Here is a 21,671-nt window from a genome sequence, read left to right as displayed (position 1 = left end):
GGCGCGTGCGCCTGCGCGCAAGAACCGTGCGCGCGGGCGAACGTCCCGCCGCCGCGCGCTTCCTACCTTCGATTGTGACACGCGTCACCGCCGGGCGAACCCGGCGCACCGTCGAACCAGGAGGACCGATGACCGAACAGACCGTGACCGCGCCCGCCCTCGGCGACCTGCTCGCCCAGGCACCGTCGAACTGGGGCAAGTGGGGCCCCGACGACGAGGTGGGCTCGCTCAACTACCTCGGCCCGGAGCAGGCGGTCGCCGCCGCGACGCTGGTCCGCACCGGCAAGGTCTTCACGCTGCAGCGGCTGATCGGCGATCCGAAGGGCGATCCCGTCTGGCCCGGCCGCAGCCCCGCGGTGCGCACGCAGATCATGGACGAGGCGACGTGGGACGGCGCGGAGGCGCCGCAGTTCCCCGGCGGCCTGCACTACGCCGACGACAAGATCGACGCCTTCCTGCAGGGCTCCACGCAGTACGACGCGCTCGGCCACGTCTGGTACGACGGCAAGCTGTGGAACGGCTACGACGCCCGCACGACGGTCGGCGGCATGGACGTGGCGAGCGTGGAGCCGATCGCGCAGCGCGGCGTGGTGGGCCGCGGCGTGCTGCTCGACATGGCGCGCTTCCGGGGCAAGGAGCACCTCGACACCGCGGAGACCTTCGACCACACCGACCTCGAGGCGTGCGCCGCCGCGCAGGGCGTGCAGCTGCGGCCGCGCGACGTGCTGCTCATCCGCACCAACTACCTGCAGCTCTTCTTCGAGCTCGGCGACGCCTTCTACGAGGGCTTCTGCGAGCCCGGCCTGCAGTACAGCCCAGAACTGGTGCAGTGGTTCGCCGACAACGAGATCCCCAACCTGGTGACCGACACCATCGCCAACGAGGTGACGACCGACCAGAATAACGGCGTCGCGCTCACCCTGCACTGCGCGCTGATGCGCAACCTCGGCGTGGTCTTCACGGAGATCACCGACCTCGAGGCCCTGGCCGCGGACTGCGCCGCCGACGGCGTCTACGAGTTCATGTACACCGCCGCCCCACTGAAGATCGCGCAGGGCAGCGGCGCGCCCGTCAACCCGGTCGTGGTGAAGTGAGCACCGTGACGGGATCCGCGCAGCGCCCCTGGGTGGGCCGGTACGAGTCGCTGCCCGCGGAGGTGGACATCGCCTTCGACAGCGCGCTCGACATGTTCCGAGCGGGCGTCGCGAGCCATCCCGACCAGGCGGCGATCCGCTACTTCGACGGGACCATCACCCGTCGGGAGCTCGACGCGCTGACGGACGCGCTGGCGGCCGGACTGCTCGCGGAGGGCTTCGCGCCCGGCGACCGGCTCGCGCTCTACCTGCAGAACGTGCCCCAGTTCGTGATCGGGATGGTCGCGGCCTGGAAGGCCGGCGGGTGCACCGTGTCGATCAACCCGATGAGCCGCGCCCGCGAGCTCGAGAACCTGCTCCTCGACTCCGGCGCGACCGCGCTCCTCGCGCTCGACGACCTGTACGAGGACGTCGCGCGCGACGTGGTGCCGGGCACCGCGGTCCGCACGGTGCTCACCACCAGCGGCCTCGACCTGCAGACCCGCGCCGATCCCCGGCTGTTCCCCGGACCCCGCCGGGCGACGCCGGAGGGCGCGAAGGACCTGCTGGAGTTCGTCGAGGAGCACCGCGGCGAGGTGCCACCGCCCGTCTCCCCCGGGCCCGGCGACACCGCCTTCCTCACCTACACCTCGGGGACCACCGGGAAGCCGAAGGGCGCGATCAATACCCACCGCAACGTGGTCTTCACCGCCACCGTCTACCGGGACGCGGCGACGTTCGCGCCCGGCCCCGACGCGGCGGTGCTGGCGATCGCTCCCCTGTTCCACATCACGGGCCTCATCGGGCACATCGCGCTGAGCATGCTCGCCCCGATGCCGATGATCCTGGCGTACCGCTTCGACCCCGCGGTGATGCTGGAGACGATGCGCGAGCACCGCCCCACCTGCACGATCGGCGCGGTCACGGCGTTCAACGCGCTGCTCAACCATCCCGACTACGACCGGGACGCGTTCGCCTCGCTCGCGTCGGTGTACTCGGGCGGCGCGCCGATCTCCCCGACGGCCGCGCGGCGCTTCGCCGAGGCCACGGGCCGGCCGCTGCACAACGCCTACGGCCTCACCGAGACGACGAGCCCGATGACGGTCTCGCCGTTCGGCGTGGAGATCCCCGTCGACCCGAACTCGGGCGCGCTGTCCGTCGGGTTGCCGGCCCCGTCGACGGCGGTGCGGATCGTCGGGGACGACGGTGCCGACCTCCCGCTCGGGGAGATCGGCGAGATCGTCGCCGAGGGGCCGCAGGTGGTCGCGGGGTACTGGAACAAACCCGAGGAGACCGCGGCCGGGCTCCCCGGCGGCGCGCTGCACAGCGGCGACGTGGGCTTCATGGACGAGCGCGGCTGGGTGTTCATCGTGGACCGCAAGAAGGACATGATCAACGCCTCCGGGTACAAGGTGTGGCCGCGCGAGGTCGAGGACGTGCTCGCCGAGCACCCCGCTGTCCGCGAGGCCGCCGTCGTCGGCGTCCCCGACGAGGTCCGGGGCGAAACCGTGCGGGCCTTCGTCAGCCTCCTGCCGGGCGCCGAGGCCGCGCCGGAGGAGCTCATCGCGCACTGCCGCGAGCGGATGGCCGCGTACAAGTACCCCCGCGACGTTCGGATCGTCGCGGAGCTGCCGAAGACGGTGACCGGGAAGATCCTGCGCCGCGAACTCCGCGACGCCTGACCGCGCACGGTCCGCCACCCGGCGGTGGCGGACCGGCGGCGGGCCCGGCGGCCCCGGAACTGCTATACAGAGCGCATGGCCTCGGTCGTCGCGCTCAACGCCCACCCGGACGACGAGACGCTGCTCGCGGGCGGAACCCTCGCGCGGTTCGCGGCGGAGGGACACCGGGTGGTGATCGTGGTCGCCACCGACGGGATGATGCGCGGCGACGACGAGCCCGACCCCCGACGACGGCTCGACGAGTTGTCCGCCGCCGCCGCGGAACTGGGCGTCCACGAGGTGCGGTGGCTCGGCTACGCGGACAGCGGCCACGGCGGCGAGCTGTACCCGGATCCTCCGGGCCGGGTGAGGCTCGCGCGCGCCGGCGTCGACGAACCGGCGGAGCGGCTCGCGGCGATCCTGCACGAGGTATCCGCCGACCTGCTGCTCGGCTCCGACGAGGCCGGCGGATACCGGCACCGCGACCACCTCGCCGTGCACCACATCGCCCGCCGCGCAGCGGAACTCACCGGCATCCGGCTCGCCGAGGCGACCGCGCCGCGGGAGTCGATCCTGCGCGTCCTGGCGATCGCCGTCCGCCTCCGGTTCCTGCGACCCGGCCACCTCGAGCAGGCGCGCACCTGGTTCACGCCGGCGGCGCAGATCACGCACCGCGTCGACGTGCGCCGGCACGTCGCCGCCAAGCAGCGCGCGCTCGCCGCCCACCGGTCGGAGATCGCGAAGTCGGGGACCGTCGCGCGGATCCTGCGGCTGGTGCTCCACCTGCCCGCGTGGGTGCTCGCACCGCTGGTCGGCACCGAGTACTACGTGGAACCGTCGGGAGCTACGTCGCCGGCGGACCGGCTCCTCTGACATAGCTAGATCAAGTGATCTATAGTTAGATCATGCGATCTACCGAGACCTTCACCGAGCAGGCCCGGCGCGCCCAGATCACCGCCTGCGCCATCGACGCCATCGCCGAGCTCGGCTACGCGCAGGCCTCCGTCCGCAAGATCGCCGACCGCACCGGCGTCGCGATGAGCGTGGTGCTCTACCACTTCGGCGACAAGGACTCCCTCATCGCGGCGGTCGTCTCCGAATGCTACCGCACCCTGTTCGAGGTCATGGTCCCGGCGGTCGACGCAGCCCCGACGGCCGGCGGCAAGCTCGAGGCCCACATCCGCGCGCACCTCGGCTACCTCGCGACCCACCCCGCGCACCAGGTCGCGATCACCGAGATCGGCAACGGCTTCCGAGGCAAGGGCGGCATCCGCCTGTGGGACCTGCCCGTCGATACCGAGCACGACGACGCCCGCGGGCGCGTCGAGCTCGAGGCCATCCTCCGGCAGGGCGTGGACACCGGCGAGTTCCGTCCGATCAACCCCGCGTCCATCGCCTCCGCCGTCCGCGGGGCGATCGGCAACGCCATGTTCAGCCGGATCGTGGACCCCTACTTCGATCTGGACGGCTACGCCGACGACCTCGTCGACGCCTTCCTCCGCGCGTGCGCACCCTGACCCCATCGAATCGAGGCACACCATGGCCCACCTACTGATCGCCACGTACGGCTCGCGCGGCGACACGACGCCCCTCGCCGGGCTCGGACTGCGCCTGCAGCGCGCCGGCCACACGGTCACCATCACCACCAACACCGAGCTCGCCGACGAGACCGCAGCCCTCGGCCTCGATGCCCGCGCGATCGACCTCGACCTCGGCGAACCGTCCGGCGAGCCCTCCCTGGGGGACGCCATGGCGCTGGTCAAGCCCGCGGGGATCCGGCAGCTCAGCCGGAACATCCTCGACGCGGTCGACGACGTCCCCGCGGACGTCGTGCTCATGACGCCCTTCGCCGAACCCGCGGGCCAGGCGCTCGCGGAGGCACGGGGCGCCCCGGGGATTCCGCTGCGGCTGCAGCCGATCTCCGCCACGCGCGCGTTCCCGCCCAGCCTGATGGCCGCCCGGTCGATGGGCGGTGCGCTCAATCTCGCGGCGGGCCGGGCCGCCGAGCGCACCGTCGACACTCTGTACAACGGCGTGATCGCCGACCTGCGCCGCGATCTCGAGCTCCCGCGGCGCTCCGCCCGCTGGCTCCGGCGGGACCGCGCGGCGGCGCAGCAGCCCATCCTCGGCGGCTGGTCACCCGCCGTCCTGCCCCGGCCCGCCGACTGGCGCCCCGGCATCGACGTCACCGGGTACTGGTGGTCCCCCGAGCCGGACGGATGGGCACCGTCGGGCGATCTCGAAGCCTTCCTCGCCGACGGTCCGCCGCCCGTCCTCGTCGGCCTCGGCTCGCTCATGGTCGACACCGCCGAGCGCGACCGTCTCTCCGCGGTCCTCGACGAGGCGCTCGCCCGCGCGGGCGTGCGCGGGATCGTTCAGGCGGGCGGCGCCGGGCTGCGCGTCCCGGACCGCGCCGACGTCCTGAACATCGGTGCCGCCCCGTACTCGTGGCTGTTCCCTCGCCTCGCGGCCGTCGTGCATTCCTGCGGCGCGGGCACCACCGCGTCCGCCCTCCGCGCCGGCGTCCCGACGGTGCCGCTCCCCTCGCCCGGCGCGGACCAGTTCTTCTGGGCGAACCGCATCCATGCGCTCGGCGCGGCGACCGCCCCGATCCCTCGGACGAAGGTCACGGTTTCCCCCCTCGCCGACGCGATACGTGCCGCCGTGGACGACCCTCGGTATCGCGCCGCCGCGGGCGCCCTGAGCAGGGCGATCGCTGCGGAGGACGGGGCGTCGGCGGTGCTCGTGGCCGTGGAGCGGGCCATAACGATCGCGTAACACGGCTAACGGAATCCGCGTCGCCGTGCGATTCCCTCATGTCGGCGGACATCGCCGCAGGGGGAATCACCACGAGGAGGACGCGATGCGGAACACGACCCGGAGGAACCGGATCCGAGGCGCGCTGGCGCTACCAGCTGTGCTCATCCCGATGCTGGGGCTGATGCCCGCCGTCGCGAGCGCCGAACCGACGACGCCGGCCCCGGCACCGGTCACCACCCCGGCGACCACCCCGTCGCCGACCATCACGCTCCCGACCACGCCGGCGCCGACCACCACGACGCCGCCGCAGGGACCACCCGGGCGGCTCACCGTGGGCGCCGTGCAGATCATCGACGCGAAGACGCAGGGCATCGGCGTCCCCGGCGCGACGGTCCGCGTCCAGGGCTGCTCCGGCGGCCCCGCGGCGACGCTGTCGCACGGCGGGGCGACGACGGTGACCGGGCCCTGTGTCCGCGCCACGATGGAGAACGTGCCGACCAACTGGCACCTCGTCTCACCGTCGGTGCAGACGAGGACGTCGACCTCGGGACGCGTCGACTTCATCTTCAGCCTCGAGCGCGGCGGCATCGTCCCGCCGACGTCGACCACGCCGCCGCCGAACCGCACCGTCCGCTTCACGGTCGCCGCCCGCGACCAGGACGGCCGGGGCGTCGCCTCGGAGTACGCGGTCGCCGAGTGCGACTCCTGGCGGCCGCTGGGCGGCGCGCGCACCGACAGCGCCGGTAACGGCGGGGGCGCCTTCCCCCGCGACTGCGTCAGCGTGGTGCCCACCGCGTGGCCGTCCTCCTGCGTGCTGCTCGGCCCGCACGCCTACTCGCGCGTCGAGGGCAACGGTGTCAATCGGCTGGCCTTCCGCTTCCGCTGCGGCGTCACGATCCCGCCCGGCGAGGTCGAGACCAACGGGACCCTGGTCAAGACCGACCGCGTCACCGGTGCCCCGCTCGCGGGCGCGTCCTTCGTCATCGCCCGCTGCGGCTCCGATGAGGCCGTCCGCGCCGTTACCACCGGCGAGAACGGCGTCGCCGCCTTCTCACTGCCGTCGGGCTGCTACCGCGCCATCGAGACCGCCGCCCCCGCGGGCTACGTCCGCGACGCCGCGGCCGTCGCATTCGACGTGCGCCTGACGCCGCAGTTCCTCGTCCGCGTGACGAACTCGAGGATCGGCGCCGGCCCGGTGGTCCGTAACCCCGGCGTCCGCGTCCCGATCGCGTCGATCCCGTCCGGACGGACGCTCTGATGCCGCGCCGCACGTCCTCGCTCCTCGTCGCCGCCGCGGCGGTGCTCGCCCTCGCGGGCTGCGGGAGCACCGTCGAGGGGACGGCGGCGGCACCGTCGTCGAACCCGAGCGCGCAGAGCGACCTGCGGCCCCCGGTGAGCGCGACGGCGGCGGAGCCGACCACACCGGTCGCCGTCACCGTCGACGGGGCGCAGGCCCCGATCGATGCCGTCGCCACCGATTCCCAGGGCGCCCTGTATCCGCCGACGGACGTGAACCGGCTCGGCTGGTGGGTCGACTCCGCGCTGCCGGGATCGGGCGCCGGCTCGGTCGTCGTCACCGGGCACGTCGACGACGCCCGGCAGGGCGCGGGCTACGCGAAGCGCTTCTCCGGACTCGCTCGGGGCGACTCCGTCACGCTGACCGGCAAGGACGGCGCACAGGTCGCCTACCGGGTCACCCGGACCGCGTCCGTGCACAAGGGCGTCCTCCCGACCGACGATCTCAACCGGCTCGACGGCCCGGAGACGCTGATCCTCGTCACCTGCGGCGGGAAGTTCATCGGCCCGCCGATGGGCTACGAGAACAACGACCTCGTCTACGCGGAGCGCGCCTGACCGTCCCGCGGCTAGTGTCGAAAGCATGCGTATCGACCTGAGCGGGCGGACCGCCCTCGTGACCGGATCCACCCAGGGCATCGGCCTCGCCATCGCCGTGGGCCTGGCGCGGGCGGGAGCGCGGGTCGGGATCAACGGCCGGTCCGAGGGCCGGGTCGACGGTGCCATCGCCGCGATCCGGGAGGAGGTGCCGGGCGCCGAGCTCGTGCCCGTCGTCGCCGACGTCACCGTCGAGGTCGAGGCGGGGCACGCGGTCTCCGAACTCGGCGTGGTCGACGTGCTGGTCAACAACCTGGGGGTGTTCGGCGCCGAGGACCCGCTCGAGGTCACCGACGACGAGTGGCGCCGCTACTTCGACGTCAACGTGCTCGCCGCAGTGCGTCTGACCCGGCTGCTGTTGCCCGGCATGATCGACCGCGGCTGGGGCCGCGTGCTCAACATCGCCAGTGACTCGGCGATCGTCATCCCCGCCGAGATGATCCACTACGGCGTCTCGAAGACCGCGCTGCTCGGCGCGTCCCGCGGCTTCGCCAAAGCGGCCGCGGGCACCGGGGTCACCGTGAACTCGGTCATCGCCGGACCGACGCACACCGGCGGCGTGGAGGACTTCGTCTACCAGCTCGTGAGCCGCGACCTGCCGTGGGAGGAGGCGCAGCGCGAGTTCATGCGCCTGCACCGCCCGCAGTCGCTGATCCAGCGCCTCATCGAGCCCGAGGAGATCGCCAACATGGTGGTCTACCTCAGCTCGCCGCTCGCCTCGGCGACCACCGGCGGCGCCGTCCGCGTGGACGGCGGCTACGTCGACTCGATCCTCCCCTGACGGGCGTCCACAACGGCGCCGTCGGGCACCGAGGTCAGGCGAGCTCGATGAGCTCCTGGTACTCGGCGTTCCAGTGGTCCTCGGTGCCGTCGGGCAGCAGGATCACGCGCTCCGGGTTGAGCGCCTCGGCGGCGCCCGGGTCGTGCGTGACCAGGACGACGGCGCCCTCGTATGAGCGCAGCGCCTCGAGCACCTGGTCGCGGCTGACGGGGTCCAGGTTGTTGGTCGGCTCGTCGAGCAGCAGCACGTTCGCGGCCGAGGAGACCAGCCCGGCAAGGGCGAGGCGGGTCTTCTCGCCGCCGGACAGCGTGCCCGCGGGCTGCTCGAGCTGCGGGCCGGTGAACATGAACGCGCCGAGCAGGCTGCGCAGGTCCTGCTCCCCCGCGTCCGGCGATGCGTGCCGGATGTTGTCCCAGACGGACGCCTCGTCGTCGAGGGTGTCGTGCTCCTGCGCGAAGTAGCCGATCTTGAGGCCGCGGCCGGGCTCGAGCCCGCCCGTGTCCGGCGTTTCGACGCCAGCGAGCAGCTTGAGCAGGGTCGTCTTGCCCGCGCCGTTGAGCCCGAGGACGACGACGCGCGAGCCCTTGTCGATCGCGAAGTCGACGCCGGTGAAGATCTCCAGCGAGCCGTAGGTCTTGGTGAGGTTCTTGACCATCAGCGGCGTCTTGCTGCAGGGCGCCGGCGCGGGGAACTTGATCCGCGCCGTCTTGTCCTCGACGCGCACGTCGTCGAGCTCGCTCATCATGCGCTCGGCGCGGCGCAGCATGTTCTGCGCGGCGACGGCCTTGGTCGCCTTGGCGCCCATCTTCGCGGCCTGGACGCGCAGGGCGCCCGCCTTCTTCTCGGCGTTGGCGCGCTCGCGGCGCCGGCGCTGCTCGTCGGTGGCGCGGGCGTCGATGTACTTCTTCCAGCCCATGTTGTAGACGTCGGCCTCGCCGCGCACTGCGTCGAGGAACCAGACGCGGTTGACGACGTCGGACAGCAGGTCCACGTCGTGGCTGATCACGATGAGGCCGCCGTCGTGGTTCTGCAGGAAGCTGCGCAGCCAGCCGATGGAGTCGGCGTCGAGGTGGTTGGTCGGCTCGTCCAGCAGCAGCGTGGTGTCGGACTTGCCGCCGGAGCCGTCCGACGCGGCGAACAGGATGCGCGCCAGCTCGACGCGGCGGCGCTGACCGCCGGAGAGGGTGCGCAGCGGCTGCTCGAGCACCCGCTCGGGCAGCGCGAGGCTGTTGCAGATCCGGGCGGCCTCGGACTCCGCGGCGTAGCCGCCGAGCGAGGAGAAGCGCTCCTCGAGGTTGCCGTACTTGCGGACCGCGGTGTCCAGCTCGTCGCCGACCAGCTCGCCCATGCGCACCTGCTGCTTGGCCATCTGCGCGACGATCTGGTCGAGGCCGCGGGCCGAGAGGACGCGGTCCTTGGCGAGCACGTTCAGGTCGCCCTCGCGCGGATCCTGGGGCAGGTATCCCACGTCGCCCGAGGAGATGATCTTCCCGGCGTAGGGCTCGCCCTCGCCGGCGAGGATGCGCATCGTCGTGGTCTTGCCGGCGCCGTTGCGGCCGACGAGGCCGATCCGGTCGCCCGCCTGCACGCGCAACTGGTCGCCCGGCGCGGTCAGCAGGGTGCGGACGCCGGCGCGCACTTCGAGGTCGGTCGCGGTGATCACAACGGTCCAGCCTACCGGTCCGGAGGTCCGGTTCTCACCTTCGTTTCCCTGGTGGTGACGCCGATCACCGCGTCATGGCGCGGAATCGCCCGGTGCCTCTCCGGGGGCGGCGTCGCTCTCGCGCTCGAGGACCACGATGCGTCGGGATCGATCGGCCTTCGCCTCGTAGAGCGCCCGGTCCGCCTCGGCGACGGCGGCCGCGAGCCCGCCGGGCCTCAGCTGCGGGAGCACCACGGCGCCGGCGCTGCCGGCGACGGGCCACTCCCTGGTTCCGTCTCCGACGACCAGGACGCGCATGCCTGCCACCACGATGTCGGCGGCGGCGCGCGACGATCGCAGCGCCACCACGACGAATTCGTCGCCGCCCATCCGGGACACGATCGTCTCGGGAGCCCGTCGTGCAGCGCCTTGCCCGTGTCGACGAGGAGTTGATCGCCGGACAGGTGGCCGTGCCGAGGTGGATGGTGCCGCTGATCCGCGCGATGCCGGACTGGGCCATACAGCCGACGAACAGGCACAGATCCGCGGTCGCCACGAACCGGATGGCGTCCGGCGCCCTCGGATTCCGCAGTCGCAGCCACCAGGCCCCCAGCACGGCGCTGCCGCTGGAGGCGGCGACGAAGACCACCATGGCGATGGGCGTCGTGGGCCGGCCCTCGGAGAACAGGATCCCGATGCACAGCGGCACCATCATCAGCGCGAGACCGCCCACCGCGACCCTCAGCGCGAGCCCGCCGCCATGCAGTCGCAGCCAGTACTGCGCCATCGCGAAGTGCTCGCGCCCGGCGTCCCGCCAGCGATCGCGCTCGGTGAGCCGGCGCCGCACCGCGCGCAGGAACCGCTGCGCGCTAATCGAGGGCTTCCACTCGAGTCGCGCGCCACGCCGGATTCCCGGCGGCGGGGTGCGGTAAATCGACCGCTCTCCACCACGGGCCCGCAGATCGCCGCGCATCAGCGGTCAACGCTTAGTTCCGGTCATTACCGGGGTGCCTGTACTGGTGGCGGCACGGACTCGGATGCCCGGCCTCTCGCTCAGCGCTGGGCCAGGTCACGCACGACGACCGCGGACGTCGCCGAACGTTTGGCCTCGTACAGCGCCGCGTCGGCGTCGAGCGCGAGATCGTCGACGCGCGACCGGTCGCTACCGGGCGCGATCACGATGCCGAGGCTGCCGGGGATCCTGCCGTCGTCCGTAGCATCGCGCGGACGGAGGAGCGCCCTGAGCTCGCCGAGGGTGCGCGCCGCGTCCTCGGAACCGCCCCGGAACGCGACGATCCCGAACTCGTCGCCGCCGAAACGACCGACGAGCACGCGCGGCACCGTCTTGAGCCGGTCGACGACGTCGCGCAGCAGCTGATCGCCGGCCCCGTGGCCGCGGGTGTCGTTGAACTGCTTGAACCCGTCGAGGTCCAGCGCACCGACCAACACAACCCCGTCGTCCGTCGCCCGGCGCGCGGTCCTGCGGATCGCGAGATTCATGCCGCGCCGGCTGTACGCACCGGTCAGGCTGTCGACGTTCCACTCCTGGGTGATATTGGCGGCGCCGTGCCGGCCGAGCTCGACGACCACCTGGATCACCACGGGGAGGCCGACCACGGTGGTGATCGCCGGCGTGGTGTAGACGTACAGGTCCACGAGGGTCCGCCCCTCGGTGAGGATCGCGTGCCCGGTCAGTCCGGCTATCAGCAACAGAGCGTACACGCAGTGCAGCAGCAGGATCCGCCAGCCGAGGAAGAAAGCCGCGAACAGCCCCACCATCGCGAGATGGATCGTGCCGCAGATCCGTGCGGTGGGGTCGGACAGGACGGCGACGGCGATGCCGATGAACAGGTCGGAGAGGAACAGGAACCACATGGCCTCCCGGGCCGACGGCCATCGCCCCACGAGCCATCGCACCCCGAGGAGGAAGCCGATCACCGCGACGCTCAGATGCACCACCCGCGCCGGGACTCCCTGCGGGCCCATCGGGTTGAACTGCATCACCAGGGCCAACGGGAGCATCATCATCGCGAGCAGGGCGACGGCGATCCGCAGGGTGCGCTCTCCGTGGAGGTACCGGATCGCGGTCGTCATGTACGTGTATTCCTGTTGCCCGGCGCTGCGCCAGGCACGGCCGTCGAGCAGAATTCGCCCGCCGCGCCGCAGTAGTCGCCGCCAGGACGTCCGGTGGGGCCCGCGCCCGGCGGGCGCCGGTCGGTCAGGCGCGGCGGACACCGGCGGCGAGCTCGGCGGTCAGCGAGCGGACGGCGTCGATCGATCGACCGGCGGCGCTGACCAGAGCGGAGCCGACGATCACCGCGTCGGCGTAGGCGGCGATCTCCGCCGCCTGCGCGCGCGAGCGCACGCCGAGCCCTACGCCGACGGGGATGTCGGAGACCTCACGGATACGCGCGACGAGCTCCGGCGCGACGTTGTCGACGGCATCGCGCGCGCCGGTGACGCCCATCGTCGACGCCGCGTAGAGGAAGCCCGACGAGGCCTTCGCCGTCATCGCGAGCCGCTCCGGCGTCGACGACGGTGCCGCGAGGAAGATCTTGTCCAGGCCGTACCGATCGGCCGCGGCGATCCACTCGTCGGCCTCGTCGGGGATGAGGTTCGGGGTGATCAGGCCCTTGCCGCCGGCGGCCGCGAGGTCCCGCGCGAAGGCCTCGACGCCGTACTTGAGCACGGGGTTCCAGTAGGTCATCACCACGGGCGCAGCGCCCGCGGCGGCGACGGCCTCCGCGTAGGCGAAGACGTCGCGCACGCGGATGCCGCCCCGGAGGGCGTCGTCCGCCGCGCGCTGGATGACGGGGCCGTCCATGACCGGGTCGCTGTAGGCGATGCCCAGCTCCACGATGTCCGCGCCGGCCTCGACCATGGCGACGACGGTGTCGAGCCCGCCCTGCTTGGTCGGGTACCCGCAGGGCAGGTAGGTCACCAACGCGGCGCGGTTCTCCGCGCGGCACTGCTCGAAGACCGGTGCCAGTGCGCTCACTTGCTCTCCCCCGTGTTCGTCGCCGCGCGCGCTTGCGCGTCCCGCAGCTCGGTGTTCAAGTCCTCGCCGACGACCTTCTGCCCGACCACGTCCCCGTGGTCGTCGAGGAGGCCGAACCACTTCCCCGCGGTGTCGACGTCCTTGTCCCCGCGGCCGGACAGGTTGACCACGATCAGGGCGTCCGGCCCCATCGCCCGGCCCAGCTCGAGCGCGCCGGCCACGGCGTGCGCGGACTCGATCGCCGGGATGATGCCCTCGGTGCGGCACAGCAGGGCGAACGCCTCCATCGCCTCCGCATCGGTGATCGGGATGTACTCGGCGCGGCCGTCCTGCTTGAGCTGCGCGTGCTCGGGCCCGACGCCCGGGTAGTCCAATCCGGCCGAGATCGAGTGCGATTCGATGGTCTGGCCGTCCTCGTCCTGGAGCAGGTACGAGTACGAGCCCTGGAAGGCGCCGGGGCTGCCGCCGGTGAAGGTCGCGGCGTGCCGTCCGGTCTCGACACCGTCGCCCGCGGCCTCACAACCGATCAGGCGCACGCTCTCGTCCGCGATGAAGGGGTGGAAGATGCCGATCGCGTTGGAGCCGCCGCCGACGCACGCGAAGACCGCGTCCGGCAGGCGGCCCTCGGCCTCGAGGATCTGCTCGCGCGCCTCCATGCCGACGATCCGCTGCAGGTCGCGCACCATCAACGGGAACGGGTGCGGCCCCGCGGCGGTGCCGAAGCAGTAGTAGGTGGTGTCGGCGTTGCTGACCCAGTCGCGCAGGGCCTCGTTGATGGCGTCCTTGAGCGACGCCGAACCCGAGGCGACCGCGACGACCTCGGCGCCGAGGAGCCGCATCCGCGCGACGTTGAGCGCCTGGCGGTCGGTGTCGACCTTGCCCATGTAGACGACGCACTCGATGCCGAGCAGGGCGCACGCGGTGGCGGTCGCGACCCCGTGCTGTCCGGCGCCGGTCTCCGCGATGACCCGCGGCTTGCCCATCCGCTTGGCGAGGAGGACCTGCCCCAGGACGTTGTTGATCTTGTGGCTGCCGGTGTGGTTGAGGTCCTCGCGCTTGAGATAGATCTGCGCGCCGCCGGCGTACTCGTTCAGGCGCACGCAGGGGTACAGCGGCGACGGCCGACCCGTGTACTGCCGCTGCAGCCGGTCGAGCTCACTGAGGAACTCCCGATCGCTCCGGACCTTCTCGAACTCGGCCGCGACCTCCTCGATCACCGCCATGAGCGCCTCGGGCACGTGCCGACCGCCCCACGCACCCCAATGACCGGTCCCGTCCGGCTCGAAGGCCGATCGTTCGGACAGTCCGGTACTGGCTTCAGGAAGGCTCACAGGAACGATTATCCCTACTCCGTCAAAGTGGAATCACAGCGACGCCAAACGTTCCGCGAATCCGTTTCCGCGACGAGTGTTTCCGGGCATGACCACCACGCTCGGCCATGTCCTCGACGATCCCGTGCGGGCCTCCCTGTACGGCGCGCACGCCCGCTTCCGCCTCGGCGACGGGGCGGTCGTCCGCTACCGGCCGGACGTCGCACGCTTCGTCGGCCACCCGCCGCGGCCGACCACCGAGGACTTCGCGGCCCTGGCCCGTCTCGCCGTCCCTGGCACGCCGCTCTCCCTCCGCGGCGTGCGCGGGCCGCTGCCCGCGGGGTGGCGGATCGTCGACGAGATCCCGCTCGTCCAGTACGACGGCGCCGCCCTCGCGACGGCGCCCGACGAGGAGGCCGAGGTGCTCGGCCCCCGGAACGCCGACGAGATCCTCGATCTGGTCGAGCGCACCCGCCCGGGGCCGTTCGAGCGACGCACCGTCGAACTGGGGCTCTACCTGGGCCTGCGGGACGACTCCGGTCGGCTGATCGCGCTCGCCGGGGAACGCCTGCGCCCGCCCGGATGGACCGAGATCAGCGCGGTGTGTACAGACCCCGCCCACCGCGGCAGGGGACTTGCGACCCGCCTCGTCCGCGCCGTCGGGCACCACATCCGTGCCCGCGGCGACGTCCCGTTCCTGCACACGTCCGCCGAGAACACCGGCGCCCGAGCGGTGTACGAGGGGCTCGGGTTCCGGCTCCGCGCGTCGATCCCACTGCTCCTCGTCCAGCCGCCCGCCCGACCGACCGGAGAGTCATGACCCTCGCCCTCACCCGGCCGCAGCCGGCCGCCACCGATCCCGAGCTCGCCGAGCTCGCCGGACTGCCCGTTCGGCACCGCGTGCAATGGGGCCGCTGGATCGCGGTCGCGGTCGCCGCCGTCCTGTTCGCGCAGCTCGCGGTCTCGGCCGTCACCAACCCCCGCTTCGACTGGCCCACCTTCGGCGCCTACCTGTTCAGTCCGACGATCCTCGAGGCGCTCTGGTTCACGATCCAGCTCACCGTGATCGGTGCGGTCCTGGGCTTCCTCCTCGGTGGCGCGCTCGCCCTGGCCCGGCTGTCCGGCAATCGGGTGCTCGCAGCCTTCAGCTTCGGTTTCATCTGGCTGTTCCGGTCGATCCCCCTCATCGTGCAGATCCTGTTCTGGGGCTATCTCGGGGCGTTGTACCCAACGCTCGGCCTCGGCATCCCGTTCGGGCCGACCTTCGTCGACTCCCCGACGAAGGACCTGCTGTCGCCGTACACCGCAGCGGTGATCGGCATCGTCCTGAATCAGGCCGCGTACGGCTCGGAGATCGTGCGGGCCGGGATCCTCAGTGTCTCGGAGGGCCAGCACGACGCGGCCCGCGCGCTCGGGATCCCGCCGGCCGCACACCTGCTGCGGATCACGCTGCCGCAGGCGCTGCGCACCATCGTGCCGCCCGCCGCGAACGAGGTGATCGGCCTGCTCAAGGGCACGACAGCGGTCTTCATCCTGGCGCTGCCAGACCTGTTTTACCAGGTTCAGGTGGTGTACGGCCGCAACGGCCGGATCATTCCGCTGCTGCTCGTCGCCGTCGCCTGGTACGCCGTGCTCACCACCGTCCTGTCGATCGGCCAGCACTACCTCGAGAAGCGCCTCGCGCGCGGCTACGGGGCCACGAAACCCGCGAAGAAGGAGAAGTCCACATGACCGCCACCGCTCCGCGTCCGCGCCTGGAGGCCGTCGGCCTGTCGAAACGCTTCGGCCACGACGAGGTGCTCCGCGGCGTGGACCTCACCGTCGCGCCGGGCGAGGTCGTCTCGATCATCGGACCGTCCGGGTCCGGCAAGTCGACGCTGCTCCGGCTGCTCAACCATCTCGAGGAGCCGAGCTCCGGGGTCGTCCGGGTCGACGGTGACCTGATCGGCGTCCGGCGGCGCGGCGATCACCTCGTCGCGCTGCCCGAGCGCGAGCTGCGCCGTCAGCGCGCCCGCATCGGCTTCGTCTTCCAGCAGTTCAACCTGTTCCCACACCTCACCGCCGCGGAGAACGTCGCGCGACCGCAGCGCCTGACGCTGGGCCGCAGCCGGACCGAGGCCGATGCCCGGGCCCGCGATCTGCTCGACCGGGTCGGGCTCGGCGCGCACGCCGGCCACTACCCCGGTCAGCTCTCCGGCGGCCAGCAGCAACGCGTCGCGATCGCGCGCACCCTCGCCCTCGACCCGGATCTGATCCTGTTCGACGAGCCGACCTCCGCGCTCGACCCCGAGCTGGTCGGCGAGGTGAACGCCGTCATCGCCGAGCTCGCTGCCGAGGGCCGGACCCTCGTCGTCGTGACCCACGAACTGGCCCTCGCCCGCCGCATCTCGGATCGGATCGTCTTTCTCGACCGGGGCCGCGTCGTCGCCGTCGGGACGCCGACCGCCGTACTCGACCGCCCTGCCACCGATCGCACCCGCACCTTCCTCGCCCACTGGACCACCAAGGAGACCGCATGACCACCCGTTCCGCTCGACATCGTCTGCCCGCCCTCGTCGCGGCCCTCGCTCTCGCGGGCTCGGTGCTGGCGGGCTGCGGCGGGCAGACCACCGAGTCGACGACCGCGAGCGTGACCGGCGCAGCAGGGCAGCAACTCAACCTGACCAGCAAACAGAACCGGATCGTGCCGGCGAAGGACGAGGCGGCGGCGGCCCTACTCCCCCAGGCGGTCCGCGATCGAGGAGTGCTCCGAGTCGCGCACGGCTCAGGCGCCGGCAATGCGCCGTTCTACTTCCCCGCGACCGACGACGAGCGCGTCTTCATCGGTGACGAGTCGGACATCGCGTACCTCATCGCCGGCGCCCTCGGCCTCAAGCTCGAGGAGTCCAACACCTCGTGGGAGGGCCTGTTCCTGGGCATCGACAGCGGCCAGTTCGACCTGGGCGTCTCGAACATCACCGTCACGGAGGCGCGTAAGCAGAAGTACGACTTCGCCACGTACCGCAAGGACGACCTCGCCGTCGAGGTCCAGGAGTCCTCCACGTTCACCTTCGCGGGCGGGGATTCCTTCTCCGGGAAGACCGTGGCCGTCGGGTCCGGTACGAACCAGGAGCGGATCCTGCAGCGCTACGACGCGGATCTGCGCGCCGCGGGCAAGCCGGGCATCTCGATCAAGAACTACCAGGACAACACCGGTACCTACGCCGCGCTCGCGTCGGGCCAGATCGACGCCTACTTCGGCCCGAACCCCATTTCGGCCTTCCACGTCGCGCAGACCAAGGGCACCCCGAACGCGACGAAGATCGTCGGCCGGGTGTCCGGCGCCGGCTCGACACTGCAGGGGCTCATCGGCGCGACGACGAAGAAGGACAGCGGCATCATCCGCGCCGTGCAGGCGGCCCTGGAGTCAACGATCCGCAGCGGTGATTACGCCAAGGTGCTGCAGCGGTGGGGACTCGAGGCCGAGGCCGTGCCCGCGTCGGAAATCAACCCGCCGGGGTTGCCGATCACCGACAAGTGACGCGGGAGCGTCCTCAGAGTTCCGACGGCCCGGCCGCGACGTCCAGCGTCGCGGCCGGGCTCGTCGCGCGGGCGACGAACTTGAACCGGTCGCCGCGGTAGATGCTGCGGGTCCACTCGAGGGCGAGGCCCTCGGCGTCCCGGCCCAGGCGGTGCACCATGAGCAGGGGGTGCCCGGCGGTGACTCCGAGCAGCTCCGCCTCGGACGGCGAGGCGAGCGCCGTCTCGACGGTGTCCTCGACCGCGGTGATCGATCGCGCGTACTGCTCGCGGAGCACGCGGTACAGCGACGCCTGCTCCTCGAGACGCGTGGCGAGTCCGCGGAGCGGGCCCCGCAGGTGGGCCATCTCGATGGCCAGCGGCTCGTCGTCGACGATGCGCAGCCGGGTGACGCGGTACACGCGCGCCCCGCGCGGGAGTTCGAGGGCCACCTGCGTCTCCGCGTCCGCAGTGATGTGGTCGCACGAGAGCAGTTGTGAGCTCACCTGCTTGCCGTCGACGCCGAAGTCCTCGCTCAGCGAGGTGAGCTGTCGGACCCGGACGATCTTGGGCGGCGCGACGTAGGTGCCGCTGCCGTGCTCGCGGCGCAGCACCCCCTCGGCGGACAGCTCGGCCAGTGCCTTGCGCAGGGTCGTGCGCGAAACGCCGAGCTGCTCGGCGAGCCGGCGTTCGGCGGGCAGGGTGTCCCCGTGCCCGAGGTCGCCGATGCGGCGTTGCAGCTCGAGTTTGGCGCGGAAGTAGCGCGGCGGCTCGGTGTGCGACGAACGAGGGAGCGTCATGTGTTCCACATTACCCCTTGACGGTCAAAGTGGTCTATGCCACTCTTAGCCTACTCCAAATGGTGTAGACCACTTGGAGCCGACTTCAAGGAGATGACATGAGCAGTACGCAGGCTGCGAAATCGAGCGCGGTCCTCGTCGGCGTCGCGGCGGCGAGCCTCGGCGTGATCTACGGCTACGACACGTCGAACATCGCCGCGGCGAAGGACTTCATCCGGCAGGACTTCGGCCTCGGCGACGGGATGACCCAGGCGCTGGCCACGGTCGTCGTCGTCGGCGAGATCCTCGGCGCGATCGTCGGCGGCTGGTTCGCCAACAAGGTCGGCCGGAAGAAGGCGATGATCGCCGTCGGCGCCGGTTACACGATCTTCGCCCTGTTCGGCGCCCTCGCACCGACCGTGCCCCTCCTCCTGTTCGCGAGGTTCATGCTCGGCCTCACCGTCGGCGTCTCGGTCGTGGTGGTCCCGGTCTTCGTGGCCGAATCCGCGCCCGCGAAGCGCCGCGGCGCGATGCTCGTGGCCTACCAGTTCGCCACGATCGTGGGCATCATCCTGGGCTACGTGCTCGGCTACCTGCTCGCCGGCCTCGGCACCACCTCGTGGAAGTGGATGCTCGGCGTCGCCGCCGTGCCCGCGATCATCGTCACGCTCCTGCTCGTGCGCCTTCCCGATACCGCCCGCTGGTACATGACCCGCGGTCGCGAGGACGAGGCCCGCGCCGCACTCATCTCCGTCGAGCCCGACTCCACCGCCGCCGGCATCGAGGCCGAACTCGATGAGATGCGCGCCCAGCTCTCCGACGAGACGGGCGGCAAGCTCAGCCAGCTCTTCCGCCAGCCCTACCTGCGCGCCACCTTCTTCGTCGTCGTCCTCGGCTTCTTCATCCAGATCACCGGCATCAACGCGATCATCTACTACAGCCCGGACATCTTCGCGTCGATGGGCTACGAGGGGAACTTCGGCAAGTACATGCTGCCCGCCTTCGTGCAGCTCTTCGGCCTGCTCGCCGTGGTCGTCTCGATCTTCACCGTCGACAAGTTCGGCCGCCGCCCCATCCTGCTCGGCGGCATCGGCACCATGATCCTCGCCTTCGCCGTGATGATCCTCGCCTACCAGATGGCCGACGGCGACTTCAAGAACCACGAGACCGCGGGCGTCGTCGGCTTCGCCGGCCTGGTGCTGGTCGTGATCGGCTTCTCGTTCGGCTTCGGCTCCCTGGTGTGGGTGTACGCCGGCGAGGCCTTCCCCGCCCGGCTCCGCGCCTACGGCTCGTCGGCGATGCTGACCTCGGACCTCGTGGCGAACGCCATCGTCGCCCAGGTCACGCTGACGATGCTCAACAGCCAACTGCTCGGCGGCACCGGCACCTTCGCCGTCTTCGGGGCCCTGACCGTCGTCGCCTTCCTGTTCGTGCTCAAGTTCGCACCGGAGACCAAGGGCCGCAAGCTCGAGGACATCCAGCACTACTGGCAGAACAACGGCACCTGGCCCACCGACGCCGACAAGACGGGGGCCGTGTCCCAGTGAGCACCGCGGTGATCGGCCTCGACATCGGAGGCTCCAAGACGCAGGCCGTCCGCGCCGAGAACGGCGTGGTGGTCGCCGAGGCGCTCGCCGGCAGCGCGAACATCTCGTCCGTGGGCCGCGACGAGGCCGGTCGCCAGCTCGACATCGCGCTCGGCCGGCTCGGCGTCCACGACGTGGGCGCGGTGTGCGCGGGCGCCGCCGGGGTGGAGACCCCGGCCGGCGCGGCCACGCTCACCGCACTCCTCGCCGAGCGCATCCCGGGCGCCCGGATCCGGGTGGTGCACGACAGCCAGCTGATCCTCGCTGCGGCCGGCGTGCGCGACGGGGTGGCGGTCATCTCCGGTACCGGCGCCGTCGCGTGGGGCCGAGCGGGCGACAAGCACGCCCGCGCGGGCGGTTGGGGCTATCTGCTGGGCGACGAGGGAAGCGGCTACTGGGTCGCGAAGGAGGCGGTGCGCCGCACCCTGATCCGCCTCGACCGCGAGGAGCCCGCCGATCACCTCGGCCAGCAGCTGGCCGCCGACTGCGGCCTGCAGGACCCGGACGAACTGCTGGATCACTTCTACGCGCAGCAGGAGCGGCGGTACTGGGCGGGCCGGGCCCGGGTGGTTTTCGAGCTCGCCCAGTCGGGCGACCCGGTGAGCACCGACATCGTCGACCAGGCCGCGATCGCACTCACCCACATCGCCGTCTCGGTCGCCGAGCGGATCGGCTCGGCGGGCCCCGTCGTGCTCGCGGGCGGCCTCGCCGTGCATCAGCCGGCGCTACAGCGCCGGGTGCGGCATCACCTGGGGATGCGCGGCATCTCCGACCTGCGGGTCCTCACGGTCGATCCGGTGCGCGGCGCGATCCAGATCGCGCTGCGCGAGCTGGAGCGCCGGGGCGCGCGGGACTAGCGCGCGGGGCGCGGGCAGCTGGGGTGCGAGCCGGCGGTCACGAGGTCGGCGACTGCCGTCCGCGGATCGCCGGCCGTGACCAGCCCCTCGCCGACGAGGACCCCGTCGGCGCCCTGGCCCGCGTAGGTCAGCAGGTCGCGGCTGTCGCGCACGCCCGACTCGGCGATCTTGATCACCGAGGAGGGCAGTCCGGGGGCGATCCGCGCGAAGGAGTCGCGGTCCACCTCGAGGGTCTTGAGGTTGCGGGCGTTCACGCCGATCACGGTCGCGCCGGCCTCGAGCGCGCGGTCCGCCTCGTCCTCCGTGTGCACCTCGACGAGCGCGGTCATGCCGAGCGACTCGATGCGGTCGAGCAGCGAGACGAGGACCGGCTGTTCCAGCGCGGCGACGATGAGCAGCACGATGTCGGCGCCGTGCGCGCGGGCCTCGTGGATCTGGTACGGCGTGACGATGAAGTCCTTGCGGAGCACGGGGATCCGCACCCGGGAGCGGACCGCGTCGAGGTCCGCCAGGGACCCCTTGAAGCGCCGCTCCTCGGTGAGCACGCTGATCGCCCGGGCGCCGCCGGCCTCGTACTCGGAGGCGAGCTCGGCGGGGTCGGCGATGCCGGCCAGGTCGCCCTTCGACGGGCTGGCGCGCTTCACCTCGGCGATCACAGCGATGCCGGGTTCGCGGAGCGCGGCGGTCGCGTCGACGGCGGGCGGCGCGGCCTTGGCGGCGGCCTTGATGGTGGCCAGGTCGACGATGGCCTCACGGGCCGCCAGGTCCGCGCGCACACCCTCGATGATGGAGTCGAGAGCAGTGGGTGAAGTCACGGCTGGAGGCCTTTCGTG

At 71.9% G+C, this 21,671-nt stretch carries 21 protein-coding genes; 14 read left to right on the top strand and 7 right to left on the bottom strand.

Annotated features, from left to right (window positions below; genetic code table 11):
* Nucleotides 1–128 precede the first annotated feature (128 nt).
* From LB823_RS02135 to LB823_RS02100, 8 genes are all read left to right on the top strand, one after another.
* Nucleotides 129–1,094: a cyclase family protein gene (locus LB823_RS02135; protein WP_224645114.1), complete on the top strand. Its 966-nt coding sequence runs from the start codon at nucleotides 129–131 to the stop codon at nucleotides 1,092–1,094.
* Nucleotides 1,095–1,099: 5 nt separating this feature from the next.
* Nucleotides 1,100–2,755 carry an AMP-binding protein gene (locus tag LB823_RS02130; protein ID WP_224645113.1) on the top strand — a complete coding sequence of 552 codons (1,656 nt, stop codon included), beginning with the start codon at nucleotides 1,100–1,102 and terminating at the stop codon, nucleotides 2,753–2,755.
* A gap of 75 nt (nucleotides 2,756–2,830) precedes the next feature.
* Nucleotides 2,831–3,607, top strand: a complete 777-nt coding sequence (locus LB823_RS02125; RefSeq protein WP_224645112.1) for a PIG-L deacetylase family protein — start codon at nucleotides 2,831–2,833, stop codon at nucleotides 3,605–3,607.
* Between the two features lie 32 nt (nucleotides 3,608–3,639).
* Nucleotides 3,640–4,251: a TetR/AcrR family transcriptional regulator gene (locus LB823_RS02120; RefSeq protein WP_224645111.1), complete on the top strand. Its 612-nt coding sequence runs from the start codon at nucleotides 3,640–3,642 to the stop codon at nucleotides 4,249–4,251.
* A 22-nt stretch (nucleotides 4,252–4,273) separates the two neighbouring features.
* The gene (locus LB823_RS02115) at nucleotides 4,274–5,512 is read left to right on the top strand and encodes a glycosyltransferase (protein WP_224645110.1); all 1,239 of its coding nucleotides are present in this window, start codon (nucleotides 4,274–4,276) and stop codon (nucleotides 5,510–5,512) included.
* Nucleotides 5,513–5,597: 85 nt separating this feature from the next.
* Entirely contained in the window at nucleotides 5,598–6,752 is a 1,155-nt protein-coding gene (locus LB823_RS02110) for a prealbumin-like fold domain-containing protein (protein WP_224645109.1), read from the top strand.
* A complete protein-coding gene (locus LB823_RS02105; RefSeq protein WP_224645108.1) occupies nucleotides 6,752–7,348 on the top strand; it encodes a class F sortase in 597 nt (198 codons plus the stop codon). Before LB823_RS02110 ends, LB823_RS02105 begins: the two co-directional genes overlap by 1 nt.
* Nucleotides 7,349–7,373: 25 nt before the next feature.
* Nucleotides 7,374–8,168, top strand: coding sequence for an SDR family NAD(P)-dependent oxidoreductase (locus LB823_RS02100; RefSeq protein WP_224645107.1), 795 nt, complete (start codon nucleotides 7,374–7,376; stop codon nucleotides 8,166–8,168).
* 34 nt (nucleotides 8,169–8,202) lie between these two features.
* Here the strand turns inward: LB823_RS02100 and LB823_RS02095 are convergent, their stop codons facing one another.
* From LB823_RS02095 to trpB, 5 genes are all read right to left on the bottom strand, one after another.
* On the bottom strand, nucleotides 8,203–9,831 hold the full coding sequence (locus LB823_RS02095; protein ID WP_224645106.1) for an ABC-F family ATP-binding cassette domain-containing protein: 1,629 nt from the start codon (nucleotides 9,829–9,831) through the stop codon (nucleotides 8,203–8,205).
* Nucleotides 9,832–9,903: 72 nt separating this feature from the next.
* Nucleotides 9,904–10,209 (bottom strand): diguanylate cyclase domain-containing protein, encoded by a 306-nt coding sequence (locus LB823_RS02090; RefSeq protein WP_224645105.1) that lies wholly within the window; start codon nucleotides 10,207–10,209, stop codon nucleotides 9,904–9,906.
* Between the two features lie 654 nt (nucleotides 10,210–10,863).
* Complete coding sequence (locus tag LB823_RS02085) at nucleotides 10,864–11,904, bottom strand: diguanylate cyclase (RefSeq protein ID WP_224645104.1); 1,041 nt, start codon at nucleotides 11,902–11,904, stop codon at nucleotides 10,864–10,866.
* A 124-nt stretch (nucleotides 11,905–12,028) separates the two neighbouring features.
* A complete protein-coding gene (gene trpA, locus LB823_RS02080) occupies nucleotides 12,029–12,808 on the bottom strand; it encodes a tryptophan synthase subunit alpha (RefSeq protein WP_224645103.1) in 780 nt (259 codons plus the stop codon).
* Nucleotides 12,805–14,139, bottom strand: a complete 1,335-nt coding sequence (gene trpB / locus LB823_RS02075; protein ID WP_224645102.1) for a tryptophan synthase subunit beta — start codon at nucleotides 14,137–14,139, stop codon at nucleotides 12,805–12,807. The genes trpA and trpB overlap by 4 nt, the downstream gene beginning before the upstream one ends.
* 88 nt (nucleotides 14,140–14,227) lie before the next feature.
* Here trpB and LB823_RS02070 point away from each other — a divergent pair, with 88 nt between their 5' ends.
* From LB823_RS02070 to LB823_RS02055, 4 genes are read left to right on the top strand one after another with little or no spacing between them, the layout of a single operon-like run.
* A complete protein-coding gene (locus LB823_RS02070) occupies nucleotides 14,228–14,938 on the top strand; it encodes a GNAT family N-acetyltransferase (RefSeq protein WP_224645101.1) in 711 nt (236 codons plus the stop codon).
* A complete protein-coding gene (locus tag LB823_RS02065; protein ID WP_224645100.1) occupies nucleotides 14,935–15,849 on the top strand; it encodes an amino acid ABC transporter permease in 915 nt (304 codons plus the stop codon). Before LB823_RS02070 ends, LB823_RS02065 begins: the two co-directional genes overlap by 4 nt.
* Nucleotides 15,846–16,637: an amino acid ABC transporter ATP-binding protein gene (locus tag LB823_RS02060; protein WP_224645099.1), complete on the top strand. Its 792-nt coding sequence runs from the start codon at nucleotides 15,846–15,848 to the stop codon at nucleotides 16,635–16,637. Before LB823_RS02065 ends, LB823_RS02060 begins: the two co-directional genes overlap by 4 nt.
* Nucleotides 16,634–17,638, top strand: coding sequence for a transporter substrate-binding domain-containing protein (locus LB823_RS02055; protein WP_224645098.1), 1,005 nt, complete (start codon nucleotides 16,634–16,636; stop codon nucleotides 17,636–17,638). Before LB823_RS02060 ends, LB823_RS02055 begins: the two co-directional genes overlap by 4 nt.
* A gap of 13 nt (nucleotides 17,639–17,651) precedes the next feature.
* On the opposite strand, the gene LB823_RS02050 is transcribed toward LB823_RS02055, so the two are convergent.
* Nucleotides 17,652–18,416 carry a GntR family transcriptional regulator gene (locus tag LB823_RS02050; protein WP_224645097.1) on the bottom strand — a complete coding sequence of 255 codons (765 nt, stop codon included), beginning with the start codon at nucleotides 18,414–18,416 and terminating at the stop codon, nucleotides 17,652–17,654.
* Between the two features lie 98 nt (nucleotides 18,417–18,514).
* On the opposite strand from LB823_RS02050, the gene LB823_RS02045 reads away from it, so the two are divergent.
* Both LB823_RS02045 and LB823_RS02040 read left to right on the top strand, forming a co-directional pair.
* Nucleotides 18,515–19,942, top strand: a complete 1,428-nt coding sequence (locus LB823_RS02045) for a sugar porter family MFS transporter (protein ID WP_224645096.1) — start codon at nucleotides 18,515–18,517, stop codon at nucleotides 19,940–19,942.
* Nucleotides 19,939–20,838, top strand: coding sequence for a BadF/BadG/BcrA/BcrD ATPase family protein (locus LB823_RS02040; RefSeq protein WP_224645095.1), 900 nt, complete (start codon nucleotides 19,939–19,941; stop codon nucleotides 20,836–20,838). Before LB823_RS02045 ends, LB823_RS02040 begins: the two co-directional genes overlap by 4 nt.
* Here LB823_RS02040 and trpC read toward each other — a convergent pair.
* Nucleotides 20,835–21,653: an indole-3-glycerol phosphate synthase TrpC gene (trpC, locus tag LB823_RS02035; RefSeq protein ID WP_224645094.1), complete on the bottom strand. Its 819-nt coding sequence runs from the start codon at nucleotides 21,651–21,653 to the stop codon at nucleotides 20,835–20,837. The genes LB823_RS02040 and trpC overlap by 4 nt on opposite strands.
* Between the last annotated feature and the right edge of the window lie 18 nt (nucleotides 21,654–21,671).

The organism is Tsukamurella sp. M9C (assembly GCF_020169415.1).
Lineage (GTDB): Bacteria > Actinomycetota > Actinomycetes > Mycobacteriales > Mycobacteriaceae > Tsukamurella.
This window is presented reverse-complemented; position numbering and strand designations above follow the sequence as displayed.